The sequence below is a fragment of the Phreatobacter aquaticus genome (genome assembly GCF_005160265.1).
Taxonomy (GTDB): domain Bacteria; phylum Pseudomonadota; class Alphaproteobacteria; order Rhizobiales; family Phreatobacteraceae; genus Phreatobacter; species Phreatobacter aquaticus.
Genome location: NZ_CP039865.1, coordinates 3,418,325 through 3,439,580, shown reverse-complemented (window position 1 = coordinate 3,439,580; position 21,256 = coordinate 3,418,325). Strand labels below are relative to the sequence as shown.

The 21,256-nt window shown below is 66.6% G+C and carries 20 protein-coding genes, 1 tRNA gene and 1 pseudogene; 13 read left to right on the top strand and 9 right to left on the bottom strand.

The window, feature by feature from the left end:
* Window positions 1-137: 137 nt before the first annotated feature.
* From E8L99_RS16230 to E8L99_RS16210, 5 genes are all read left to right on the top strand, one after another.
* The gene (locus tag E8L99_RS16230) at window positions 138-977 is read left to right on the top strand and encodes a DMT family transporter (protein WP_137100523.1); all 840 of its coding nucleotides are present in this window, start codon (window positions 138-140) and stop codon (window positions 975-977) included.
* A 95-nt stretch (window positions 978-1,072) separates the two neighbouring features.
* Complete coding sequence (locus tag E8L99_RS16225) at window positions 1,073-1,897, top strand: lytic transglycosylase domain-containing protein (protein WP_137102154.1); 825 nt, start codon at window positions 1,073-1,075, stop codon at window positions 1,895-1,897.
* 77 nt (window positions 1,898-1,974) lie between these two features.
* Window positions 1,975-2,532, top strand: a complete 558-nt coding sequence (locus E8L99_RS16220; RefSeq protein ID WP_137100522.1) for a LemA family protein — start codon at window positions 1,975-1,977, stop codon at window positions 2,530-2,532.
* Window positions 2,533-2,542: 10 nt separating this feature from the next.
* Window positions 2,543-3,613, top strand: a complete 1,071-nt coding sequence (locus tag E8L99_RS16215) for a M48 family metallopeptidase (RefSeq protein ID WP_137100521.1) — start codon at window positions 2,543-2,545, stop codon at window positions 3,611-3,613.
* A 108-nt stretch (window positions 3,614-3,721) separates the two neighbouring features.
* A complete protein-coding gene (locus tag E8L99_RS16210; RefSeq protein WP_137100520.1) occupies window positions 3,722-4,525 on the top strand; it encodes an ion transporter in 804 nt (267 codons plus the stop codon).
* Between the two features lie 76 nt (window positions 4,526-4,601).
* Here E8L99_RS16210 and E8L99_RS16205 read toward each other — a convergent pair whose 3' ends face one another.
* Window positions 4,602-5,006 (bottom strand): DUF3597 domain-containing protein, encoded by a 405-nt coding sequence (locus E8L99_RS16205; protein ID WP_137100519.1) that lies wholly within the window; start codon window positions 5,004-5,006, stop codon window positions 4,602-4,604.
* 132 nt (window positions 5,007-5,138) lie between these two features.
* Complete coding sequence (locus E8L99_RS16200) at window positions 5,139-6,365, bottom strand: MFS transporter (RefSeq protein WP_137100518.1); 1,227 nt, start codon at window positions 6,363-6,365, stop codon at window positions 5,139-5,141.
* Window positions 6,366-6,503: 138 nt separating this feature from the next.
* On the opposite strand from E8L99_RS16200, the gene E8L99_RS16195 reads away from it, so the two are divergent.
* From E8L99_RS16195 to E8L99_RS16185, 3 genes are all read left to right on the top strand, one after another.
* Window positions 6,504-7,379: an AraC family transcriptional regulator gene (locus E8L99_RS16195; RefSeq protein ID WP_137100517.1), complete on the top strand. Its 876-nt coding sequence runs from the start codon at window positions 6,504-6,506 to the stop codon at window positions 7,377-7,379.
* Window positions 7,380-7,407: 28 nt separating this feature from the next.
* On the top strand, window positions 7,408-8,241 hold the full coding sequence (locus tag E8L99_RS16190; protein WP_137100516.1) for an AraC family transcriptional regulator: 834 nt from the start codon (window positions 7,408-7,410) through the stop codon (window positions 8,239-8,241).
* Window positions 8,242-8,314: 73 nt separating this feature from the next.
* Entirely contained in the window at window positions 8,315-9,526 is a 1,212-nt protein-coding gene (locus E8L99_RS16185) for a GNAT family N-acetyltransferase (RefSeq protein WP_137100515.1), read from the top strand.
* A gap of 232 nt (window positions 9,527-9,758) precedes the next feature.
* Here E8L99_RS16185 and E8L99_RS16180 read toward each other — a convergent pair whose 3' ends face one another.
* Window positions 9,759-11,975 (bottom strand): GumC family protein, encoded by a 2,217-nt coding sequence (locus tag E8L99_RS16180; protein WP_137100514.1) that lies wholly within the window; start codon window positions 11,973-11,975, stop codon window positions 9,759-9,761.
* 138 nt (window positions 11,976-12,113) lie between these two features.
* Here E8L99_RS16180 and E8L99_RS16175 point away from each other — a divergent pair, with 138 nt between their 5' ends.
* Window positions 12,114-12,734, top strand: a complete 621-nt coding sequence (locus E8L99_RS16175; protein WP_210421770.1) for a polysaccharide biosynthesis/export family protein — start codon at window positions 12,114-12,116, stop codon at window positions 12,732-12,734.
* Window positions 12,735-12,739: 5 nt separating this feature from the next.
* A complete protein-coding gene (locus E8L99_RS16170) occupies window positions 12,740-13,858 on the top strand; it encodes a glycosyltransferase (protein WP_252511133.1) in 1,119 nt (372 codons plus the stop codon).
* Between the two features lie 10 nt (window positions 13,859-13,868).
* Here the strand turns inward: E8L99_RS16170 and E8L99_RS16165 are convergent, their stop codons facing one another.
* Complete coding sequence (locus E8L99_RS16165; protein WP_137100512.1) at window positions 13,869-14,312, bottom strand: hypothetical protein; 444 nt, start codon at window positions 14,310-14,312, stop codon at window positions 13,869-13,871.
* Between the two features lie 177 nt (window positions 14,313-14,489).
* Here E8L99_RS16165 and E8L99_RS16160 point away from each other — a divergent pair, with 177 nt between their 5' ends.
* The 3 genes from E8L99_RS16160 to E8L99_RS16150 all read left to right on the top strand — a co-directional run bounded on the left by E8L99_RS16160 (window position 14,490) and on the right by E8L99_RS16150 (window position 17,394).
* A complete protein-coding gene (locus E8L99_RS16160) occupies window positions 14,490-16,043 on the top strand; it encodes an undecaprenyl-phosphate glucose phosphotransferase (RefSeq protein ID WP_137100511.1) in 1,554 nt (517 codons plus the stop codon).
* Window positions 16,040-17,302: an O-antigen ligase family protein gene (locus E8L99_RS16155; RefSeq protein ID WP_137100510.1), complete on the top strand. Its 1,263-nt coding sequence runs from the start codon at window positions 16,040-16,042 to the stop codon at window positions 17,300-17,302. Before E8L99_RS16160 ends, E8L99_RS16155 begins: the two co-directional genes overlap by 4 nt.
* Window positions 17,303-17,317: 15 nt before the next feature.
* Window positions 17,318-17,394: transfer RNA gene (locus E8L99_RS16150), tRNA-Pro, on the top strand.
* Window positions 17,395-17,620: 226 nt separating this feature from the next.
* On the opposite strand, the gene E8L99_RS16145 is transcribed toward E8L99_RS16150, so the two are convergent.
* The 5 genes and pseudogenes from E8L99_RS16145 to E8L99_RS24105 form a co-directional block, all read right to left on the bottom strand.
* Window positions 17,621-18,178 carry an alpha/beta family hydrolase gene (locus E8L99_RS16145; RefSeq protein WP_137100509.1) on the bottom strand — a complete coding sequence of 186 codons (558 nt, stop codon included), beginning with the start codon at window positions 18,176-18,178 and terminating at the stop codon, window positions 17,621-17,623.
* A gap of 168 nt (window positions 18,179-18,346) precedes the next feature.
* A complete protein-coding gene (locus E8L99_RS16140) occupies window positions 18,347-18,619 on the bottom strand; it encodes a hypothetical protein (protein WP_137100508.1) in 273 nt (90 codons plus the stop codon).
* Window positions 18,620-18,681: 62 nt separating this feature from the next.
* Window positions 18,682-18,900 (bottom strand): hypothetical protein, encoded by a 219-nt coding sequence (locus E8L99_RS16135; RefSeq protein WP_137100507.1) that lies wholly within the window; start codon window positions 18,898-18,900, stop codon window positions 18,682-18,684.
* 62 nt (window positions 18,901-18,962) lie between these two features.
* Window positions 18,963-20,162, bottom strand: coding sequence for an MFS transporter (locus E8L99_RS16130; protein ID WP_252511132.1), 1,200 nt, complete (start codon window positions 20,160-20,162; stop codon window positions 18,963-18,965).
* Window positions 20,163-20,813: 651 nt separating this feature from the next.
* Window positions 20,814-21,074: pseudogene (locus tag E8L99_RS24105) on the bottom strand (MerR family transcriptional regulator); the annotation flags it as partial.
* Between the last annotated feature and the right edge of the window lie 182 nt (window positions 21,075-21,256).

Below are 21,256 nucleotides of genomic sequence, written 5' to 3'. Positions count from 1 at the left end.
CCGCAAAGACACCGCTTTCTACCGTCGCCCACAGTCATGCGCGCCAGATATCGGCCCGTCGGGCCATCGGTCGAGAGACGTGCTGCCGCCACGTCGATCAGCCTGTAGAAAGAACCTCCCGTTCCCTGGCACATCCCATGCCCTTACTCCTCACCACGGTCGCCATGGTGGCGTTCGCCGCCAACTCGCTTCTGGCGCGTCTCGCGCTCGCCGATGGCGCGATGGGGCCGCTCGCCTTCACCGGCGTGAGGCTGGTGGCGGCAGCCGTCGTTCTGTCCCTGCTGATGGCGCGCGAAGGCAGGCTCGGCCGCGGGCTTCCCGGCAGCTGGGCATCGGCGCTGGCGCTGGCCGGCTATGCGGTCGCCTTTTCGCTGGCCTATGTGCGGCTGGGGGCGGCCATCGGCGCGCTGATCCTGTTCGCCATGGTGCAGATCACGATGATCTCGTGGTCGCTGATGCGTGGCGAGCGGCCGGGCCTGATCGAGTGGCTCGGCATCGGCGCGGCCTTTGCCGGCTTCGTGGCGCTGGTCTTCCCGCGCCTCGGCGCGCCCGACCCGCTGGCCGCGGCCCTGATGACACTTTCGGGCCTCGCCTGGGGCATCTATTCGCTGCGCGGCAAGGGCGAGCCCGATCCGATCGGCGCGACCGCCGGCAATTTTCTGCGGGCGGCACCGCTGGGCGTCGCGATGATCGCGGCGGCGCTGACCCTGGAGACATGGACCCTCTTGGGCCTCGCGGCCGGCCTTGCCTCGGGCGCGCTGGCCTCCGGGCTTGGCTATGTCGTGTGGTACCGTGCTGTCAGGGGCGCCACCGGCGCGCAGGCCGCCGTCGTCCAGCTGACCGCCCCGGTGATCGCAGCTGTCGGCGCGACCCTGCTGCTCGGCGAGCCGCTGACGCTGCATCTCGTCGGCTCCGGCGCGCTGATCCTGCTCGGCGTGCTGGTGGCGGTGGTTTCGCCGAAGCGGGCCGCTGCCTGAGCCTGTTTTGTCCGCCCTCGCCCACCGTGGTAAGCCCGAAACATCGATGCACGACGGGGACCGCCTTGCAGGCTCGATGGTTCATCCTTGCTGCCATGCTGCTCGCGCTCGCGACGCCCGCCGTCGCGCAGGCACCCGACGGCGAGACGCTGGAGCAGTCGCTCTGCCGGCTGATCGAGGGCAATGCGCGTACCCGCGGCCTGCCCGTCCATTTCTTCACCCGCCTGATCTTCGCCGAGAGCGGCTTCCGCCTGCGGGCGGTGAGCCCGGCGGGTGCGCAGGGTGTGGCGCAGTTCATGCCCGGAACCGCCGCCGAGCGCGGCCTCGCCGATCCCTTCGATCCGGAGCAGGCGATTGCCCATTCGGCCTCGTTCCTGGCCGACCTGATGAAGCGCTTCGGCAATTGGGGGCTGGCCGCCGCCGCCTACAATGCCGGGCCGAACCGCGTGCAGGGCTTTCTCGAGGGACGCTCGCTGCCGGCGGAGACGCTGGACTATGTGTGGAAGATCACAGGACGCTCGCCGGAATCCTGGCTCGAGGAGAGCCGCCGGCCGGTTCAACCCACGGATGGCCTGCACGATCATCCACCGCAGACCTGCCTGATGGTGACGGCGCAGATCCGCCGGCCCGGCGGCGCCGGCACGCCTGCGATCGCGGAAGGCCCATTTGCCCCCTGGGGCGTGCAGCTTGCCGGCCATTTCTCGCGCTCGGTGGCGCTGGCGAGCTATGGCCGCGCCCGGGCCCGGCTCGCCGGCATTCTGGGCAACGTCCAGCCGATGATCCTGGGGTCGCGGCTCCGCAGCTTCGGCCGGGCGACCTATTACCGTGTCAGGGCGCCCGCACCATCGCGGCGGGCAGCCGACGCCCTCTGCGAGCGCATCCGGGGTGCCGGCGGCGCCTGCGCAGTGCTCAGGAACTAAACGGCCCTCTCGCGGGTTTTGCGCGGGGCGGCGCATCGTGCGAGGGTCCTTGTCCTCGATCGCCACAGGAGCAGACCATGGGTTGGGCCATTCTCGGACTGATCGTCCTCGCCGTCGTCTATGTCATCTTCACCTATAACGGCCTCGTGGGCTTGAGGCAGCGGGTGGCCCAGGCCTTCGCCGACATCGACGTGCAGCTGAAGCAGCGCCACGACCTCATCCCCAACCTGGTCGAGACCGTGAAGGGCTATGCCTCCCACGAGCGCGGCACGCTGGAGGCTGTCGTGAATGCCCGCAACGCGGCGGTAGCCGCCCAGGGTCCGCAGGCGCAGGCCGCCGCCGAACAGCAATTGTCGGGCGCTGTCGGCCGCCTGATGGCGCTCGCCGAGGCCTATCCGGACCTGAAGGCCAGCGTCAATTTCCAGGAGCTGCAGCAGCAGCTCGCCGATGTGGAGAACAAGCTCGCCGCCGCCCGGCGCTTCTTCAACAATGCTGTCAGCGAATACAATGCCTCGATCCAGGCCTTTCCAGCGGCGCTGTTCGCAGCGTCGATGGGCTTTCAACCGCGCGACTTCTTCGACGTCGGCACGGAAGCGCGCGCCCAGCTCGACCAGGCCCCGACCGTCAAGTTCTGAGGCTTAAGTCATGGTGGGGCAGGCCTTCGGGCTCTATGGCCATATCCGCCGCAACCGCATCCGCTCGGGCTTCCTGCTCGCCGGCCTGTTCGTGCTCGCCTATGCCATGGCCTATGGGCTGATCCTGGTGGCCTATGGACTTGGGTTCGTCACAGCCGGTGAGAGCGCGGCGGCTGCGACCGGGCGCACCTTCCTGGTCGCCCTGCCCTTCGTGACGCTCGGCACGCTCGCCTGGGTGTTCATCGGCTTTCGCTTCAATGTCGGAATGATCGGGCTGATGTCGGGCGCGCGCGGCATCGGCCGCGAGGACAATCCGAAGCTCTACAAAATGCTGGAAAACCTCTGCATCTCGCGCGGGTTGACCATGCCGAAGCTGGCGATCCTGGACAGCGAGGCGCTGAACGCCTTCGCCAGCGGGGTCAACGAGAAGCAGTTCACCATCACGGTCACCACCGGTCTGATCGCAAATCTCGACGATGCCGAGATCGAGGCGGTGCTCGCCCATGAGCTGACCCATATCCGCAATGGCGACGTCAGGATGATGATCATCGCCGTGGTGATCGCCGGCGTCCTGTCGCTGGTCGGCGAGATCGTGTTCCGGATGTTCACGCAAGGCGGACTGCGGTTTTCCTCGTCGTCCAGCCGCGACGACCGCAAGGGCGGCGGCGCGGCCGTGCTGATCGGCATCGCGATCATCGTGGCCTCCTGGGTGCTGGCGATCATCGTCCGCCTCTCGCTGTCCAGGGCGCGAGAATACCTTGCCGATGCCGGCGCGGTGGAGCTGACCAAGAACCCGGACGCCATGATCTCGGCGCTGCTCAAGATATCCGGCCGCGCCGATATCGACGGCGTGCCGTCGGGCATCATGGACATGTGCGTCGAGAACGACCCGGACAATGCCTTTTCCGACCTGTTCTCGACCCATCCCTCGGTCACCAAGCGCGTGCAGGCGCTGGCGGCGACCGCCGGCGGACGGCTGCCGCAGGCCATGCCGCCACGTCCGCCCGCCATGGCCGACCGGGAGGCGCTGCCCCAGATGGTGGAGGCGCGCGGCCCCTGGGGTATCCGTCCACCGCACTGAGCGACAGAGCATGTGGGAAACACATGGGAAAACTGGCTTTGCGGTTTGGTGAGGCTGGACGCCGCAGGCTCTCGCATGGATGCTCTGAAGCGGATTCCCGGAGACCCCATGTTCCAGCGTCTTGCCAGTTTCATTGCCCATCCGCGCTTCGAGCGGGTGATCCTCGTCCTCATCCTGATCAATGCGGTGACGCTGGGGCTGGAGACGAGCCCTGCTGCCGTGGCGGCGGTCGGACCGCTGCTTGATGCGATCGACCGGGTGATCCTTGCGGTCTTCGTGATCGAGCTGATCGCCCGGATGGCGGTCAATGGCCGGCACTTCATCCGCGATCCCTGGAGCGTGTTCGATCTGATCGTGGTCGCTATCGCGATCATCCCGGCCACCGGCGCGCTCTCCGTGCTGCGAGCCCTGCGCGTACTCAGGGTGCTCAGGCTGGTCACCGCGATCCCATCGCTCCGGCGGGTGGTGGCAGGCCTCATCCATGCCCTGCCCGGCATGGGGTCGATCGCGCTGCTGCTGACGCTGATCTTCTATGTCTTCGCGGTGATCGGCACCAAGCTGTTCGGCGAGACCAATCCGGAGCTGTTCGGCTCGATCGGCGCCTCCAGCTTCACGCTGTTCCAGGCGATGACCTTCGACGACTGGGCGGGCGGTATCGTCAAGCCGCTGACCGAGAAGGGCCACCCTTACGGCTTCGTCTTTGTCATCACCTTCATGGTCGTGTCGGCCTTCATGGCGCTCAACCTGTTCATCGGCGTGGTGGTGACGGCGCTGGACGAGGAGACCGGCGATGCGCAACCCAAGCTCACCCATCCCGCCGGATCGGATGCGGCCATGGCCGAACGGATCGACGGCCTGATGCGCGAGGTGGCAGCGCTGCGCGCGGATATCGCCGCCAGACAGACGCGCTGAGACACGAAAACGCCGCCGGATTGCTCCGGCGGCGCTTTCGGGAAGGCATAGGCCGCAGAGATTGCGGCCCAAAACCTCAATGCTTCAGGGAATCGGGAACCTTGCCGCCGTTCGCGGCGAGCTGCTTCATGACTTCCTTGATCAGCCAGACGTTCATCGTCGCGGTGTCGTCGGTGGAACCGGTATAGTGCAGCTCCTTGGCGAGTTCCTTGCGGGCGGTGAGGCTGGAATCAAGGTTCAAGAGCTTGAGAAGGTCGACGATCGAGGTCTGCCAGTTCAGCGGCTGGCCGGCCTTGGCGGCGAGATCCGTCAACATGGCGGACACATCGACCGGGGGGCCGGCCGGTGCAGCACCGGCAGCGGCAGGAGCAGCGCCAGGGGCTGCCGCGGGGGCGGCGCCAGCAGCGGGCGCAGCGGGAGCCGGGGCGGCGTGCGCGCGGCCCGGAAGGATCTTGTCGAGAATGGAACTGAAAATGCTCATGCCGAACTCCTGTGCTGGCAGTGACCAGATGGTCAGGCTAGCACGCTCTGACGCTACGGCAATGTGACAATCGCCTGGTTTTGTTTGTCAGAACATGACGCAGCGCAGCATCAGCCTTGACGTCCGCATCGTCTAGCTTGCCCCCGCCGCCTTCGCCCGCTCCTTCGCCATATCCGGCAGGAAGATGGTCAGGAGCCCGATCAGCGGCAGGAAGGCGCAGACGCGGTAGACGAAGTCGATGCCCTTCCAGTCGGCGACAATGCCGAGCACCGCAGCCCCGATGCCGCCCATGCCGAAGGCGAAGCCGAAGAACAGGCCACCGATCAGGCCGACCTTGCCCGGCACCAGTTCCTGCGCGAACACGATGATGGCGGAGAAGGCCGAGGCCATGATCAGCCCGATGATGATGGTGAGAACCACTGTCCAGGGCAGGCTCGCGTAGGGCAGCGCCAGGGTGAAGGGCAACGTGCCGAGGATCGACCCCCAGATCACCGGCTTGCGGCCGACGCGGTCGCCGATGGGTCCGCCAATGATGGTGCCGACCGCCACCGCGCCGAGAAACACGAACAGGAGCATCTGCGCATCGCGCACCGAGAGCGCGAATTTGTGCATCGTGTAGAAGGTGTAATAGCTCGTCAGGCTGGAGAGATAGACGTATTTCGAGAAGACCAGCAGGCCGAGGACCGTGATCGAGCGCGTGACGACGGCGCGCGGCAGGATGAGCGGCCTGACGGCTGCGGCCGGCCGCGCGGCGCTGGCGGCGCGGTGCCGGACATACCAGCCGCCGACCCGGAACAGCACGATCATCGCCACCATGGCCGCTAGCGAGAACCAGGCAACCGCGCCCTGGCCCCTCGGCAGCACGATGAGGGCTGCGAGCAGCGGACCGATGGCGGAGCCGACATTGCCACCGACCTGGAACAACGACTGGGCAAGCCCATGGCGGCCACCTGAGGCAAGCCTCGCCATGCGGGAGGATTCCGGGTGGAACACCGCGGATCCCAGCCCCACCAGCGAGGCCGCGATCAGCAGCAGCCAATAGGCATTGGCATTGGCCAGGAGGATCAGGCCAACCAGCGAGAAGCCCATGCCGATGGTCAGCGAATAGGGCTGCGGGTGCTTGTCGGTATAGAGGCCGACGATCGGCTGGAACAGCGAGGCCGTCGTGTTGAAGGCGAGCGTCAAGAGGCCGATCTGCGCGAAATCGAGCGCATAATTCTCCTTGAGCATCGGATAGATCGCCGGGATCAGCGACTGCATCAGGTCGTTCAACATGTGGGAGAACGACAGGGCCGCGATGATCGTGAAAGCGGTCTGGTCAGCGGCGGGACGGCCGGCGGGGGCAGCGGCATGGGTCATGGTCGGCACGGTCCTTCAGGCCGGCGACGCGCGCGGCGGCCGGGATCTGCACGATAGACCTTGCGGTCCGTCCTGCTTGCGTGATCTGGTCAGTTTCTTTCGCGACTGGGCCAGCCTCGCCGTTCGGAACACCTGACCATGCGCCGTCCCGATCCCTCCCGCGAGATCGACATCGATCTTGCCCGCCGCACTGTCCTCGAACAGGCGAGCGGCGAGACGGTGGCGCTCGCGAGCGACTATCCCGGCGGCTGGCGGATCAAGCGGCACAACCATACCCGCGGCCAGCTGATGAACGCCCTAGACGGCGTGGTCGTGGTGGTGACCGATGCCGGGCGCTGGATCATCCCGCCGCAATATGGCCTGTGGATCCCGGCTGGCGTGTTCCACGAGGTGGAGATCCTCGGCGATGTGAAGATGCGCTCGGTCTATGTGACGCCCGGCGCCATCGACGGCCTGCCGGAGGTGGTGCGCGTCGTCGCGATCACCGACCTGATGCGCGCCCTGATCATCGAGGCGGTGACGCTGCCGATCGATCCCGAGCCGACCAGCCGGGCGGGCCTGGTCATGGCGCTGATGCTGCGCGAGATCCCGCGCCTGCCCGAACAGCCGCTCGGTCTCGCCATGCCATCCGACCCGAAGCTTGCCGCTCTTTGCCGCCGTTTCATCGAGGCGCCCTCGCCCGCCGCCCGGATCGACGACTGGGCCCGCGATCTCGCCATGAGCCGGCGCGCCTTCACCCGAGCCTTCCGGGCGCAAACGGGTCTCAGCCTGACCGAATGGCGCCAGCAGGCCTGCCTGTTCGCGGCGCTGCCACGGCTTGCACGCGGCGAAGCCGTCACCGGGGTTGCGATGGACCTCGGCTACGAGAGCGTGGCGGCCTTCACCACCATGTTCCGCCGCATGCTGGGCGCGCCGCCGAAGCGTTATCTGAGCGGCCACGACAGCCAAGACCCCGGCCGGGCCCGTCCCGCGAGCAGCAAGATCGATCAAACGGGCGCGCTCCGCCTCCCCTAGAACTGACACACGCAGTCAGGACCCTCGCATGACACCCGTCGAGAAAGCCGTCTGGTTCATCGAAAGCCATCTCGCCGCGCCTGTCGTGCTCGACGATGTGGCACGGCATTGCCAGGTGTCACCGTTCCATCTGACGCGAGCCTTCGCCGCAGTCACCGGCCGAAGCCTGATGCGCTACATGCGGGCCCGGCGCCTGAGCGAGGCCGCCCGCACTCTTGCCGACGGCGCTCCGGACATTCTCCAAGTGGCCCTCGAGGCTGGCTATGGCTCGCACGAGGCCTTTTCCAGGGCGTTCCGCGACCAGTTCAGCCTGACCCCCGAGGCGGTCCGGAACCAGTCGGACGTCAATCCCCTCTCGCTCGTGGAGCCCATCACCATGACGCTTACCCTTGTCGACGACCTTGCCTCACCACGCATCGAAGTCGGCGCGCCCATGCTGCTCGCAGGCCATGTCGAGCGCTTCCATTGCGAAGCGATTGCCGGCCTGCCGGCCCTCTGGGAGCGGCTCAACGCCCATATGGGCAGCATTGACGGCCAGATCGGCAAGGTCGCCTACGGCGCCTGCTTCAACACCGACGATGCCGGCAATTTTGACTATATGGCCGGCGTCGCAGTTGCCGATTTCGACGATCTGCCGGCCGAGTTCGGGCGGCTGCGCGTTCCAGCCAGCACCTATGCCGTCTTCGCGCGTGGCGACCATATCGCGGGCATTCGCGGGGTCTTCGCCGCGATCTGGGAGCGCTGGCTGCCAGAATCCGGACGCGAGGTTGCCGACGCGCCGGTGCTGGAACGCTATGGAGCGGAGTTCAACCCGATGACGGGCCTCGGCGGCTACGAGATCTGGATTCCGCTGAAGGCGTGAGCCTGGTCGGCCCAACCCTTTCTTGACCTTTGGCTGGCAAGGTTCGAGCTCGATCAGTATCGGACCTTGTCTCATGAGCCTGACCCTCGACGCCCCCGCTGCCGCCCATGGTCTGCCGGCCCGCAGCATTGGCGCCAGCGGCTGCCATGTGCGCGTTGCCACCACTTTCGGCGATGTCGAGGCGGTCTGGCGCGTCCTGGAGGCCGATGCGGTGTTCAGCGCCTATCAGGCGTTCGACTGGCTGCAGATCTTCCATCGGCACCTGGCCGGCGACGAAACGCCCTGTCTTGCGGTGATCTCGGACGATGCCGGGCGCGCGCAGGCGCTGCTGCCGCTTGTCCTGTCGACCAGCCGGGGCCTGACCAGCGCGCGCTTCATGGGCGGGAGCCACGCCAATTTCGGGCTGGGACTGTGGCGCCCCGCCTTTGCCGAGGCGATGACGCCGGACCGGCTGACGATGGTGCTCCGCGACATCGCGGCGGCGGCCCCGCACCCGGTCGACCTGTTCCGCCTGACCGGCCAGCCCGAAAGCTGGGCGGGCCTCGCCAATCCCTTTGCGCGCCTGCCGCATCAGCCCTCGCCCTCGTTCGGCTATCACCTCGCGCTTGGACCGGACGCCGATGCCGTCATCGAGCGGGTGGTGTCGAAGGATTCGCGCAAGAAGCTGCGCAAGAAGGAGCGCGCACTGGCCGAGCATGGCGCGGTGAGCTTCCGGCTCGCCCGCGACGTGGCCGAGGTCGAGCGCTTCACCGACCTGTTCCTCGCCTGGAAGGCGGCCCGCTTCGCCGAACTCGGCATCGCCAATGTCTTTGCCGAACCCGGCACCCGCGCCTTCATCATCGAGGCGGCGACCAGGGGCCTTTCCGAGGGCCGTCCGGTGATCGAACTGTCGGCGCTGATGGTCGGCGACGAACCTGTCGCGCTGTTTGGCGGCACGGTTGCCGGCGGCCGGTTCTCGGGCATGTTCAATGCCATGACCACCGGGCCAATGACCCGCGAGAGCCCCGGCGAATTGCTGCTCCACCACCTCATCCGCCATTGCTGCGCGCGCGGGCTCAGCGTCTTCGATCTCGGCGCGGGCGAAGCGCAGTACAAGTCGAACCTCTGCGACGGCGTCGATCCGCTGTTCGACCAGTTCATCGCGATGAGCTGGAAGGGCCGGCTCGCGGCCAGTGTCGAGGCCTTCGCGATGCGCGCCAAGCGGGCGGTGAAGCAGTCGGACTGGCTTTGGCCGCTGATCGTCAAGCTGCGCCGGGCGCGCGGCAAGGCCGCTGCCGGTCGGTAACACCCGGGATCGCGCCTGCCCTGTTCATCCCGGAACCGCTCTCGGAATTCAAACGCCTGGCCGACATCTCCTTCGTCATGGTCGAGCGTGTCCCGACCATCCACGTCTTTCAGTCAGCAACTCGCCTCACGTCGTGGATACCCGGCACAAGGCCGGGCATGACGCACGAGGATTGGCATGATTGTGCCAGCGGGGACGGAGCCGGGCTGCGTGGACCCGATCGCGCTCAGCTTCAGGCCGCGACGACCTCGGCAAGAGGCGCCTCATTCGCTTCCGCCAGCATGACCACGACCGGTTTCAGACCGACGGCATCGAGGCGGCGATAGGCGCTGACGACCTTCGGGTCGCGCGCGTCGCTGGCACTGACGATCACCGCGTCACCGGCAAGCGCTGCCAGCGCCTCGAAGGCCGCCGCATCGGCAGGCAGCCGATCGCCGAGGATCAGCAGGGCGTCATAGGTGCCGGCAAGGACCGAGACCGCGAACTCGCGGGCCTCGGCGTCAGGCTCACCGTTGCCGGCAGGCACGATATGGGCGCGGGAGGCGGGATCGCGGTGGATGATCGCTGGCAGGTCGGCGCGGCCATCGGCGAAATCGGCGAGGCCGGCGGCACCGGGTCCGGCCAGTGCCGAGAGCGCGCCATTGGCCGCGCAATCGATCATGACGACCTTGCTGCCACTCCTGGCCAGTTCGCGGGCGAAGGCGAGACAGACGCCGGTCGCGACCAGATCGGCCTCGGTGCCGACCACCAGGGTGCGGCGCTTCTCGGCGGTGCCGCTGTTCAGAAGCGTCAGCAATTCGTCGAAACTGCCGGCGGTCGGGCCATCCGTTGCGCGATCGCCGTCATGACCGATGCTCTCCCGCAGGGCTGGTTCGGCGTCGTTGAGGCTCTCGGGGCTTAGATCAGGGCCGGACACCAGCATGACCGGCTGATGAGCCTCGGATTCGGCGCCCGCCTCATCGAAATTCGGCTCGTTGCGCTCATGCCGTTCCGCCCCGTCGGGCGAGGCCAGAAGGGCCAGGGTCGCGACGGTACCGAGCGCCAGCAGGAAGGTGCCGAGCGTGACGATCAGCATGGTCGGGACCTTCTTGGGGAAGGCCGGCACGTTCGAGACCGTGGCGCGCGAGACGATGCGGGCATCGGCGGGCAGCGCGTTCAGGCTGTCGCGGGCGGTGGCGTCGCGGTAGCGGGCGAGCAGCGCCTCCAGCTGGTCGCGATGGGATTTGGCCTCACGCTCCAGCACCCGCAGCTGGACCTCCTGCTCGCTCGCATCACTCGACTGGCGCTTGGCCTGGTCGAGGTTCTGCGACAGGGCTTCGACCCGGGCGCCTGCAAGGCGCGCATCGTTTTCCAGCACGCGGACCATCTTCTCGGCTTCGGAGCGCAGCTGGCTGTCGAGATTGGTTGCCTGGGCGCGCAGTTCGGCAATGCGCGGATGGCGCGGCCCGAGCGTCGAGGATTGTTCGGCAAGCTGGGCCTGGACGGCTGCGCGCTGCTCGTTGAGGCGGCGGATGATCTCGGAATTGACGACGTCGCCGGATTCGATCGGACGGCCGGCGCGCAGGAAATCGCGCAGGAGGCGCGAGCGGGTCTGGGCATCGGATTGCTGCGCGCGGGCGGCGGCGATCTGGCTGTTGACCTCGGCGAGCTGCTGGCCTGTCAGGCTGGTATTGTTCGAGCCGACGAACAGGTTCGACCGGGCGCGGAAGCTCTCCACCCTGCCCTCGGAGTCCTGAACCTTGCGGCGGAGCTGCTCCACCTCGCCCGCCAGCCATTCGGAGGCATTGCGGGTCTGGCTGCGCTTGGAGGCCTGCTGGGCCTCCAGGAAGCGGGCTGCCACCACATTGGCGGCCTCGGCCGCGAAGAGCGGATCGGTGGAGTCGAACTGGATGGCGATGACGCGCGACTTGTCGACCTGGAAGGCGGTCAGCTTCTCGTAATAGCTTTTCAGCACGCGCTCTTCCGCCGTCATGCGCAGCGGATCGTCCATCAGGCCGATGAGGATCAGAACCTGTTTCACCGGATTGAAACCGCGGAGCGTCGGATCGAATTCCGGACGGCGGGCAAGCTCGAGCTGGGTGGCGACCGCCTGCGCGACATCGCGTGACAGGACAAGCTGCACCTGGCTCAGCACGGCCTCCTGATCGACGGCAGCACGGTCGCCGCCATTGGAGCGGTCGACCTCCGAACGGGTGTAGGGGTTTTCGCCGCTTTCGACGATGAGCCGCGTCTCGGATCGATAGGTCGGCTGCGCCACGGAGACGACGGCGAAGGTGCCGGCCAGCGCCGCCAAAGTCGGCAAGGCGATCCACAGGCGCTTCGCCCAGATGGCGCGCCCCAGCGCCATGAGGTCGAGCCCCTGGCCGCCTGCCGTCTGATCAGCCTCGCGGCCGCTCCATCCACCCATGACCACGATACCCTCGGCCCACGCACAAATTACGACGAGCATCAGAAATCATTAGGGTTGCCATCGCGTTAATGCTCAAAATGGCCCTGCATCAGAATACCGGCGCCACTCAGGCTTTCTTAACCACGCTCCGCCATGATCGCTCTCCATGAGCATTGTGGTTAGCAAGGACTGAAGGTCATGCGTCGGTTCCTCGTTGCGGCCATCGCAGCGCTGGCCCTGGCCGGCTGCGCCGGCCGTCCCGCCTCCGGGCCAGGCACGCTGGTCGACACGACCCGCGGCGTCGCCGGCCCCTTGCGCGAGCAGGGTACGCTGGTGCCCCATGAGGCCATCGCCCCCCGCGGGCCCTATGTGCTGGATACCGGCGACCGCCTGCGCGTCGTGGTGTTCGGCCAGGAAGGCCTGACCAATTCCTATGCCGTCGATTCCACCGGCAATATCGCCATGCCGCTGATCGGTGCGGTGCCGGCCTCCGGGCGTTCCACCGAAGCCCTCGGCCGGGAAATCGCCTCCAGGCTGCGCGGCGGTTATATCCGCGATCCCAGCGTCTCGGTCGAGATCGACACCTACCGACCCTTCTTCATCATGGGCGAGGTTACCGCAGGCGGGCAGTTTCCCTTCGTCAACGGCATGACCGTGCAGAACGCCATCGCCATCGCCGGAGGTTTCACCCCGCGCGCCAATCGCTGGAGCATCGAAGTCACGCGCAAGGTCGACGGCCAGCTCTATCGCGCCGATGTGCCCCTCACCCACCAGATGGTACCAGGCGACACGATCGTCGTGCGCGAGCGCTGGTTCTGACACCTGTGGCGCTCGACAGCCTCGCCATCCTCCATGTGATGCGCTCGCCGGTCGGCGGCCTGTTTCGCCATGTCGTCGACCTCGCAGCCGAGCAGACCGCCCGCGGCCATCGCGTCGGCATCGTCGCCGATGCCTCCACCGGCGGCGACCGTGCCGACAGGATGCTGGCTGATCTCGCCCCGACGCTGGCCTTCGGCGTCAGCCGGGTGCCGATGAGCCGCGAACTCGGCCTGTCCGACTGGTCGGCTGGCCGGCATGTGATCGCCCGATTGAGGGAACTCTCCATCGACATCGTCCATGGCCATGGCTCCAAGGGCGGCGCCTATGCGCGGCTCGTCGGGGCTAAGCGGATCAAGGTCTACACGCCGCATGGCGGTAGCCTGCACTATTCGCGCTCGACCGCAGTCGGCTTCGTCTATCTGACGCTGGAAGAATTCCTGGCGAAGCGTACCGACCTGTTCCTGTTCGAGAGCGCCTATGGCCGCGATACGTTCGCCGCCAAGGTCTGCGATCCCAAGGGGCTTGTGCGCGTCGTCCATAACGGCGTCGGCGCCTCCGAATTCGAGCCGGTGATCCAGCGCCCGGACGCGACCGACCTCCTGTTCATCGGCGAATTGCGCCACCTGAAGGGCGTCGACGTGATGCTGCAGGCTATCACGCGCCTCAACGGCCAGGGCCGCCGCTTGACCGCGACGATTGTCGGCGCCGGGCCAGAGGCACAGGCATTCCGCGACATGGCCGCCTCCCTCGGACTGGCCGATCAGGTGACCTTTCCAGGCGCCCTGCCCGCCCGCGAGGCCTTTGCGCGCGGCAAGCTTCTGCTGGTGCCGTCGCGCGCGGAATCGTTGCCCTATGTGGTGCTCGAGGCCGGTGCCTGCGGCCTGGCCCAGATCGCCACCGCCGTGGGTGGGATCGGCGAGATATTCGGCCCCGATGCCGGCCTGCTGGTGACGCCAGGCGATGCGGAGGTGCTGGCGAATGCCATTGTGCAACGGCTCGATGCGCCCGAGGAGACCGCTGCCGCCGCAAGTCGGCTCAAGGCGCGCATTGCCGAGGGCTTCTCCATTGGCGCGATGACCGAGGGCGTGCTGGCCGCCTATCGCGAGGCCATGGCGAAGCCGTGACGTCCGCCGCTTAGCGGCCACCGATCCTTGCCATGGCGCGTCCGTTCCACTGGTAGCGGCTCCTGCCGCCGCGCCCTTCTGTTCCCAGGATGGGAGGTGTCGCCGATCGCTCGATGGTCAGCTTGTAGTCCAGCCCGTCGAGCACCTTGCGGTAGCCGCCGCCCGCCCCCGACAGGTAGAGCGCCCAACTGCAGCCGCCCGAGCCGCAGAACAAGGGCGGGGCGCCTGGACATTTCACCATTTCCTCGTTGACGAGATAATCTGGCCGACCGTCGCCGTTGAAATCGACCATCTGGATATAGCCGGGTGCGAATTCGACACGTCCGATGCAGGCCTCGCCGGCGCTGCGCCGTGCCGCCTCCACCTCTCGCGGCAGGGACTGCGCCGCTGCCGGACCAATCTGCAGGGTGGCGGCCATCACCGCGCCCATCCACCATTCCATGCGCTGGGCCATGACGATCATCCCCTGGTGCCGGTCTGGCGCCACAATAGGATACGGGCATGGCAGCGCAACCGGCGTCTGCCTTCCTAAAGGAAAAGCAACGTTTCCAACCTAACCTCCGGCAACTTCGGTGCGTGCCGGGAATTCCGATGCGCGCCGGCTCAGGACGAGACGTTGAGAGAACCGGACATGTTTGGCTTTACCGGACGCGACATCATCAAGGCCGTCGAAGAAGGCGCAGGGCCAGCCGCGGCCCAACCGCAATCTCCGGCCGAACCCCGGCGCGACCTTTCCGACCTTGCCGCGCGGATCGCCGGTGAAGAAGTTGGCGCCGCCTATTCGCCGGTCGTGCTCGGCGGCATCGTCCGCCTGATCGAGTTCACGCTGGTCCTGTTCCTCGGCGCCACGATCTATATGGGCTGGGTCTATCCCGACAACGGCGTGCAATGGACCTCGACGGTCGGCCTGTTCGGCCTTGCCATGTTGACGACCCTCGCCTTCCAGGCAGCGGGCCTCTACGACGTCCACGTCTTCCGCACCCATGTCGCTCAGTTCGGCCGCCTTGTGGTGGCCTGGACGCTGGTGTTTCTCATTGCCTTTGCGGTCGCCTTCTTCCTCAAGGCCGGCGAGGAATTGTCGCGCTTCTGGCTCGGCACCTGGTATGCGAGCGGCCTCGGCATTCTCGCCGTGTTCCGCATCGGCCTGGCTCAGATCGTCAAGACCTGGTCGCGTGCCGGCCGTCTGCAGCGCCGCGCCGTCGTGGTGGGCGGCGGCGAAGCCGCGGAAGAGCTGATCCGCTCAATCCAGGCGCAGCGCGATTCCGACGTCACCATCTGCGGCACGTTCGACGACCGCACCGATGTCCGTTCGCCAGCGCATGCCGCCAATGTGCCGAAACTCGGCACTGTCGATGATCTGGTGGAATTCGCCCGCCGCACCCGCGTCGACCTTGTCATCGTCACCATCCCGATGACCGCCGAGACCCGCGTGCTGCACATGTTGCGCAAGCTCTGGGTGCTGCCGGTCGACATTCGCCTGGCCGCCCACGCCGCCAAGCTCCGGTTCAGACCGCGCGCCTATTCCTATATCGGCAATGTCCCGGTGCTCGACGTGTTCGACAAACCGATCCAGGACTGGGACGTCGTGCTGAAATGGGTGTTCGACAAGATTGTCGGCACCTGTGCGCTGATCGCGCTGTCGCCGATCTTCCTTTTGACCGCCATCGCCGTGAAGCTGGACAACAAGGGTCCGGTGTTCTTCCGCCAGAAGCGCTATGGCTTCAACAACGAGATGATCGAGGTGTTCAAGTTCCGCTCCATGTATACCGACATGAGCGACGCGACCGCCTCCAAGCTCGTCACCAAGGGCGACCCGCGCGTCACCCGCGTCGGCCGGTTCATTCGCAAGACCTCGATCGACGAGCTGCCGCAGCTGTTCAACGTCGTGTTCAAGAACGACCTGTCGCTGGTCGGTCCCCGCCCCCATGCCGTCCATGCCAAGGCGGCCAACCAGCTCTATGGCGATGTGGTCGACGGCTATTTCGCCCGCCACAAGGTGAAGCCCGGCATTACCGGCTGGGCGCAGGTGAATGGCTGGCGCGGCGAGACCGACACGCCGGAGAAGATCCAGCGGCGCGTCGAGCACGACCTCTATTACATCGAGAACTGGTCGATCCTGTTCGACCTCTACATTCTCGCCAAGACGCCGATCTCGCTGGCGAGCCACCGCGAGAACGCCTTTTGAGCCTGACCTCGGCCCTTCCCGGTCCGGCCGCCGCGGCACCCCCGCGGCGGCTTTCGCATGGGACCGAGCGGTTCGAGGGCTTTCGCCAGAAGCTCCTGTTCCTGATGATGGTCGGCGGCGCCTTCGTGTTCGCCGAACCATCGCCCTATGAGATCGGCGCGGCGCTGGCGATCGGTGCCTTCTGCATCACCGGCGCCCTGACGCTGCAGCGCGTGCACATGCCGCTGATCTTCACGCTGGTCGCCTATTGCCTGGGCCTGACGATTGCGGCGATCCCGGTGCTTGGTTCGCTCAAGGTGGTGCCCTGGGTGGCGGTCTCCTGGTATCTCGCCATCACCATGGTGTTCTTCGCCATGATCGCGGCGGAAAATGCCGAGGCCCGGCTGGCGATCATCGTGAAAGGCTGGACGCTGGCGGCCCTGATCGCCACCCTTGCCGGCATTGCAGGCTATTTCCGGCTGTTCCCCGGCGCCTTCGACCTCTTCACGCTCTACGGCCGCGCCAAGGGCACGTTCAACGATCCCAATGTCTTCGGCCCCTTCCTGATCTTTCCCATGCTGATGGCGATCCAGGTGTTCTTCCGGGGATCGGGGCGCGCCATGGTGAAGGCGGGCGCGGTGCTCGGCGTCACCATGCTGGGGCTCTTGCTGTCATTCTCGCGCGGCGCCTGGATCCATTTCGGCCTCTCGGCCGTGCTGATGATCGCGCTCCTGTTTCTGGTGGCCCGCTCACGGCACGAGCGCGCGCGCATCATCATCGTCTGCGCCGCCGGTCTCGTTCTGCTGGCCGGCCTTATCGTGGTGGCGCTGTCATTCGACAAGGTCGCCGAGTTGATGCGCGAGCGCGCCAATTTCAACCAGTCCTATGACAACGGGCCGATGGGTCGATTCGGCCGGCACGTCTACGGCTGGCAGATGGCGCTGGACCTGCCGAATGGCATCGGCCCGCTGCAGTTCAGCCGCTTCTTTCCCGAGGATGCGCACAACGTCTATCTCAACTCTTTCATGTCGGGCGGCTGGACCGCCGGGATCGCCTATCACGTGCTGGTGGGGCTGACATTGGTGGTCGGATTGGCCGCATCGCTGCGATTCCGCCCGACGCAGCCAGTGGCCATCGCCCTTTTCGCCAGTTTTTCCGGCCTCGCCTTCGAAGGAAAGATCATCGATACCGAGCATTGGCGCCATTTCTGGGTGCTCGGCGGGCTCTTGTGGGGATTGTGTGTCGCTGAGCGGGTTGCGGTTCGGCGCGAAACCAACTAAATCCCCTCGCACGGTCGGAGTGTAGCGCAGCCCGGTAGCGCACTTGCATGGGGTGCAAGGGGTCCAGAGTTCAAATCTCTGCACTCCGACCAATTTTCCCTTTATCGCCCAATCAGTTTGAGATCGACCGGCCGTTCCGCGGTCGTCGAGTGCTCTTGAGCAATCTGCTCTCGGCTCAAAGAGGCCGCCTTCGCGCGGTCCTTTTCGTGCTCGCTCTCACTGTGTCCGGATCTGCAAGCGTCCAAGCCGGCCTGCAGTCGATTGTGAGCCAGGACAATCGCGAGCGACGTCACCGACCGGCGGCACAAGGCGGCAACCTCACCCACCCGCGCCGATAAACCGCCCGATCCGCTCGAGCACGACATCCCAATCGGCGTCCTCAAGGCTAAAGAAGTGGTTGTTGTCGACGAACATGATCTCGATGGCGGCGGAGAATTCGTAACGCGTGAGGACGTCCCGGCCGCCATATTCATCGCGCGTGCCCTGAACGATCAAGGTCGGGACGGCGAGCGTTTCAAGGTGACGATAGCGCTCCGGTTCCGGCCCCAGCTCCGGATTCTCGAACGGATAGGCCAGAGCGACGATGTGAAGGGATCGGCATTGCGCGCTGACGAGCGGGGCGATTGTCGTGGCGATCCGTGCGCCCGACGAACGTCCGAGGACGACCACCGACTCGGATCGGGCGGCAAGCGGGAGAAGTACCTCAAGCAGCCGCTGAGACCGCCGTGCGAGGTCGAATGTCCGCTCGCCGACCATGACGGTCTTGTGGCCGATGAAACAATCGTCCGGACCGACGAGCCTGCTGCGAAGCGTGTCTTCCACGTTGCTGTCGAGCGGCCAAGCATCGCCGCCCAGGAAGATGAATGTCCTGCTCATGCGCGGGTGAATGCCGCCAAGGCGTGGGCAAAGCAACCCATGCTAGCCATGCGCCCGCAAGGCACAAAGGCCGCCGCCTGACCGGGTGCTATCCCGAGCGCCGTTGCCAGCTCGAGATTCATCGACGGCGCCAGACCGGAGGCTCATGCCCCCGGCCTGTCTGGCCAATCAACGCTTGCCGCGACCCTCGCCGAGCGGTTTGGTGCGATCCGGCAGGGCATCGATTGCCGCCTCGGCGCCCTTGTCCTTGCCGGTGACGCCCTCCTGCAGAACCTTGGTGGCCGCACGATCCTTGGCGGCCGAGCTCGTCTGCACAGGTGCGGTCTTCGGCGTTGCGACCAGGCCGACATCATCCGGCTTCTTGCCGCCGTGACGCGCTGCCTCGGCGGCGAGCGCCAGGGCTTCGGGCTGATGAGCACCGGATTCGGGTTTGACTGCCATGGCGTGGCCTCCTCGGTTTCGCGAGAACAACCGGCCAGTCAGCCATCGGTTCCCGACGCTGATCAGGGCAGCTTCACCAGTTCCAGGTGCTGGTACATGTAGCCATAGGCGAGCGTGCCGCGGCGATCGCTGGCGAGAGCCTCGATATCCTGCAACAGCGCCTTGATGGCGCGGCGCGGATCGCCGTCGAACTCGGCGAGGACCTCTTCCACCTCGGCGTCGCTCGGCTCGTAGGTTTCGGTCTCCGCCTCGTCGCGGATCCGCAGGGAATGCTGTGCCATGGTCAGGCCTCCACAATGTTCTCTATATGTTCTTGTCCGTTCCGGATTGCAAGGGCTTTCTGTCAGCGTCTCGACCACCAGAGCGCCAGCGGACCGGCCAGACCGATAACGGCAAAGAGCCCGAACATGGCGCGCCAGCCAGAGGCGGAAGCCGGGCCGCCGGCAAGGTCGAGCATCAGGCCGCTTGACCAGGCGCCAATTGCCGAGAAGGCAAAGCCCATCGTGGTGTGCAGCGCCATGGTTGCACCGCGATGGCTCGTGGTCGCCGCCGCACTCATGCCGGCAGTGAGCGCGCCGGAATCGGCCGGGATCGCGACGGCATAGAGAAAGACGAGGCAGAGCAGCAAGGCGGGCGGCGCCTCGACGCCGATTGCGATGGCGATGGCGATCAGGCTTGCGGCATTCATGATCCGGGCGATGGTTGCGTGGCGGCCGAAGCGCATGGCGAGTTCGTTGCCAATGAGGCTCGCCGGCATCGAGATGACGCTGACGAGGAACGACAAGGCCAAGGCATCGATCGGCACCAGCCCGCCGCGCGAGGCGGCGATGAACGACCAGAAGCCGACGATCCAGGTGCGCCAGCCATAGAGCTCGAGGCAGTGGATGGAATAGGCGAAGATATAGCCGAGCGCCTGGCGGTTGGCGAAGACCGGCCGGAAATCGAGCAGCCGGCCACCTGACGGCTTCGGCGCGACAGGCTTGAGCCATAGGCCGACCGCCACCATGACCAGCGGGCCAAAGCCGGTGACGACGAATGCCGCGCGCCAGCCGAACCTGTCGGCGATCACCTGGCCCAGCAGGAACGACAGGCCGACACCAAGGGCAAAGCACGATGTGTAGAAGGCGATCGCGCGTGAGGGATCGGCGCCGGACAGCCGGTCGGTCATCGCCTTGAGGCCGGGCATATAGGCGCCGGCGAAGCTCATTCCGGCCAGGCCCCAGAACAGGGCGGCCGACAGCGCGCCATCGGCGAACAGCCCCAGGCCGATCGTGCACAGCCCGCTCGCCGCCGACCCGCCGGTAAGGATCAGCCTGGCATCGATGCGGTCCGTGAGGGTCACCAGAACCGGCACCGCCAGCATGTAGCCAAGCGCATAGGCGCTGGCCATCAACCCTGCTTCAGTGGCCGAAAGCCCCCAGGCGGGCATGAGATGCCGGGCCATGATCGCCTGGAGGATGACATGGGGCACGAGATTGCCGACCTGGCCGAGGCACATGGCGGCGATCAGGCCTCTTGAGCCCATGCGGCCGGTGCTCGACATGGGCCCTCGCCTCGCTCAGCGCGCCTCGAAGGCCTGATCGAGCCTGCGGCGGCATTCCGACAATTCGTAGAGTGCGGCCTGGAGGCGCCGGATATGATCGGCGGCCAAGGCGGCGGCCGAACCTCTCGCGGCGCTTGGCAGCGGTTCGGCATAGCGGACGGGTGCCGGCGCTACGGATGGCATCGGAGCCGGATTGGGAGCAGGCATTGGCGCTGGCGGACGGTAAGCCTCGGCCGATGGGCTCGCAACCAGCGGCGGGCGGGCGATATCGGCAACCGGGTTGGCGGGCACAGGATAGGTCTGGATCGAAGGCCGGGGGGGCGGCTCCGCGCTGCCAAGATCGACTGGCGGCTCGCGGAACATGGCTGTCCGCGCCGGCTGGGCTGAGGGTTGCATCAACGCCGGCTGGACCGCCGGCTGCATGGTCGGCTCCTGCCGCCGGGTGCTGTGGTGAGCGTCGTCGACATGAGCAGAGAGCGGTGGCGGCTCTTGCCTCGGCGCCACGGCGGGCGCGGCCTGTGGCGCTGCGGCCATGTTGGGCAATTCGTCATCATCGGGACCGAGATCGAGGGCGCCATCGTCGCCGGTCTCGGGATCGATGATATCAGGACCACCCGGCTTGGCGCGCGGGACAGCACCCTCGCCGCGCCCCAGCGCCTGGATCGCCTTGATGCCGCTTTCCTTGATGATCCGCTGAACGCCGCGGATCGTGTAGCCTTCCCCGTAGAGCAGATGCCGGATGCCGCGCAGCAGGTCGATGTCGTCGGGGCGATAATAGCGCCGGCCGCCGCCGCGCTTCAGTGGCTTGATCTGCGAAAAACGGGTCTCCCAGAACCGCAGCACGTGCTGCGGCAGGTCGAGATCATCCGCGACCTCGCTGATCGTACGATATGCGTCGGGAGCCTTGTCCACGGACAGTCACCGATAGCCTGGGAGCGCAGATGGGGGCGTCAGCCTGAACCGCGAAAGCTTGCGGCAGCCCGATCGCTAACGTGCGCGGAAGGCCAAAGCGTGACGGATTCGCGGCGCCACGACAACGGCCGGTATCATGAAAAAGGACAGTTTTTGCGACAAATGTTGACCTAAGGGAAAGA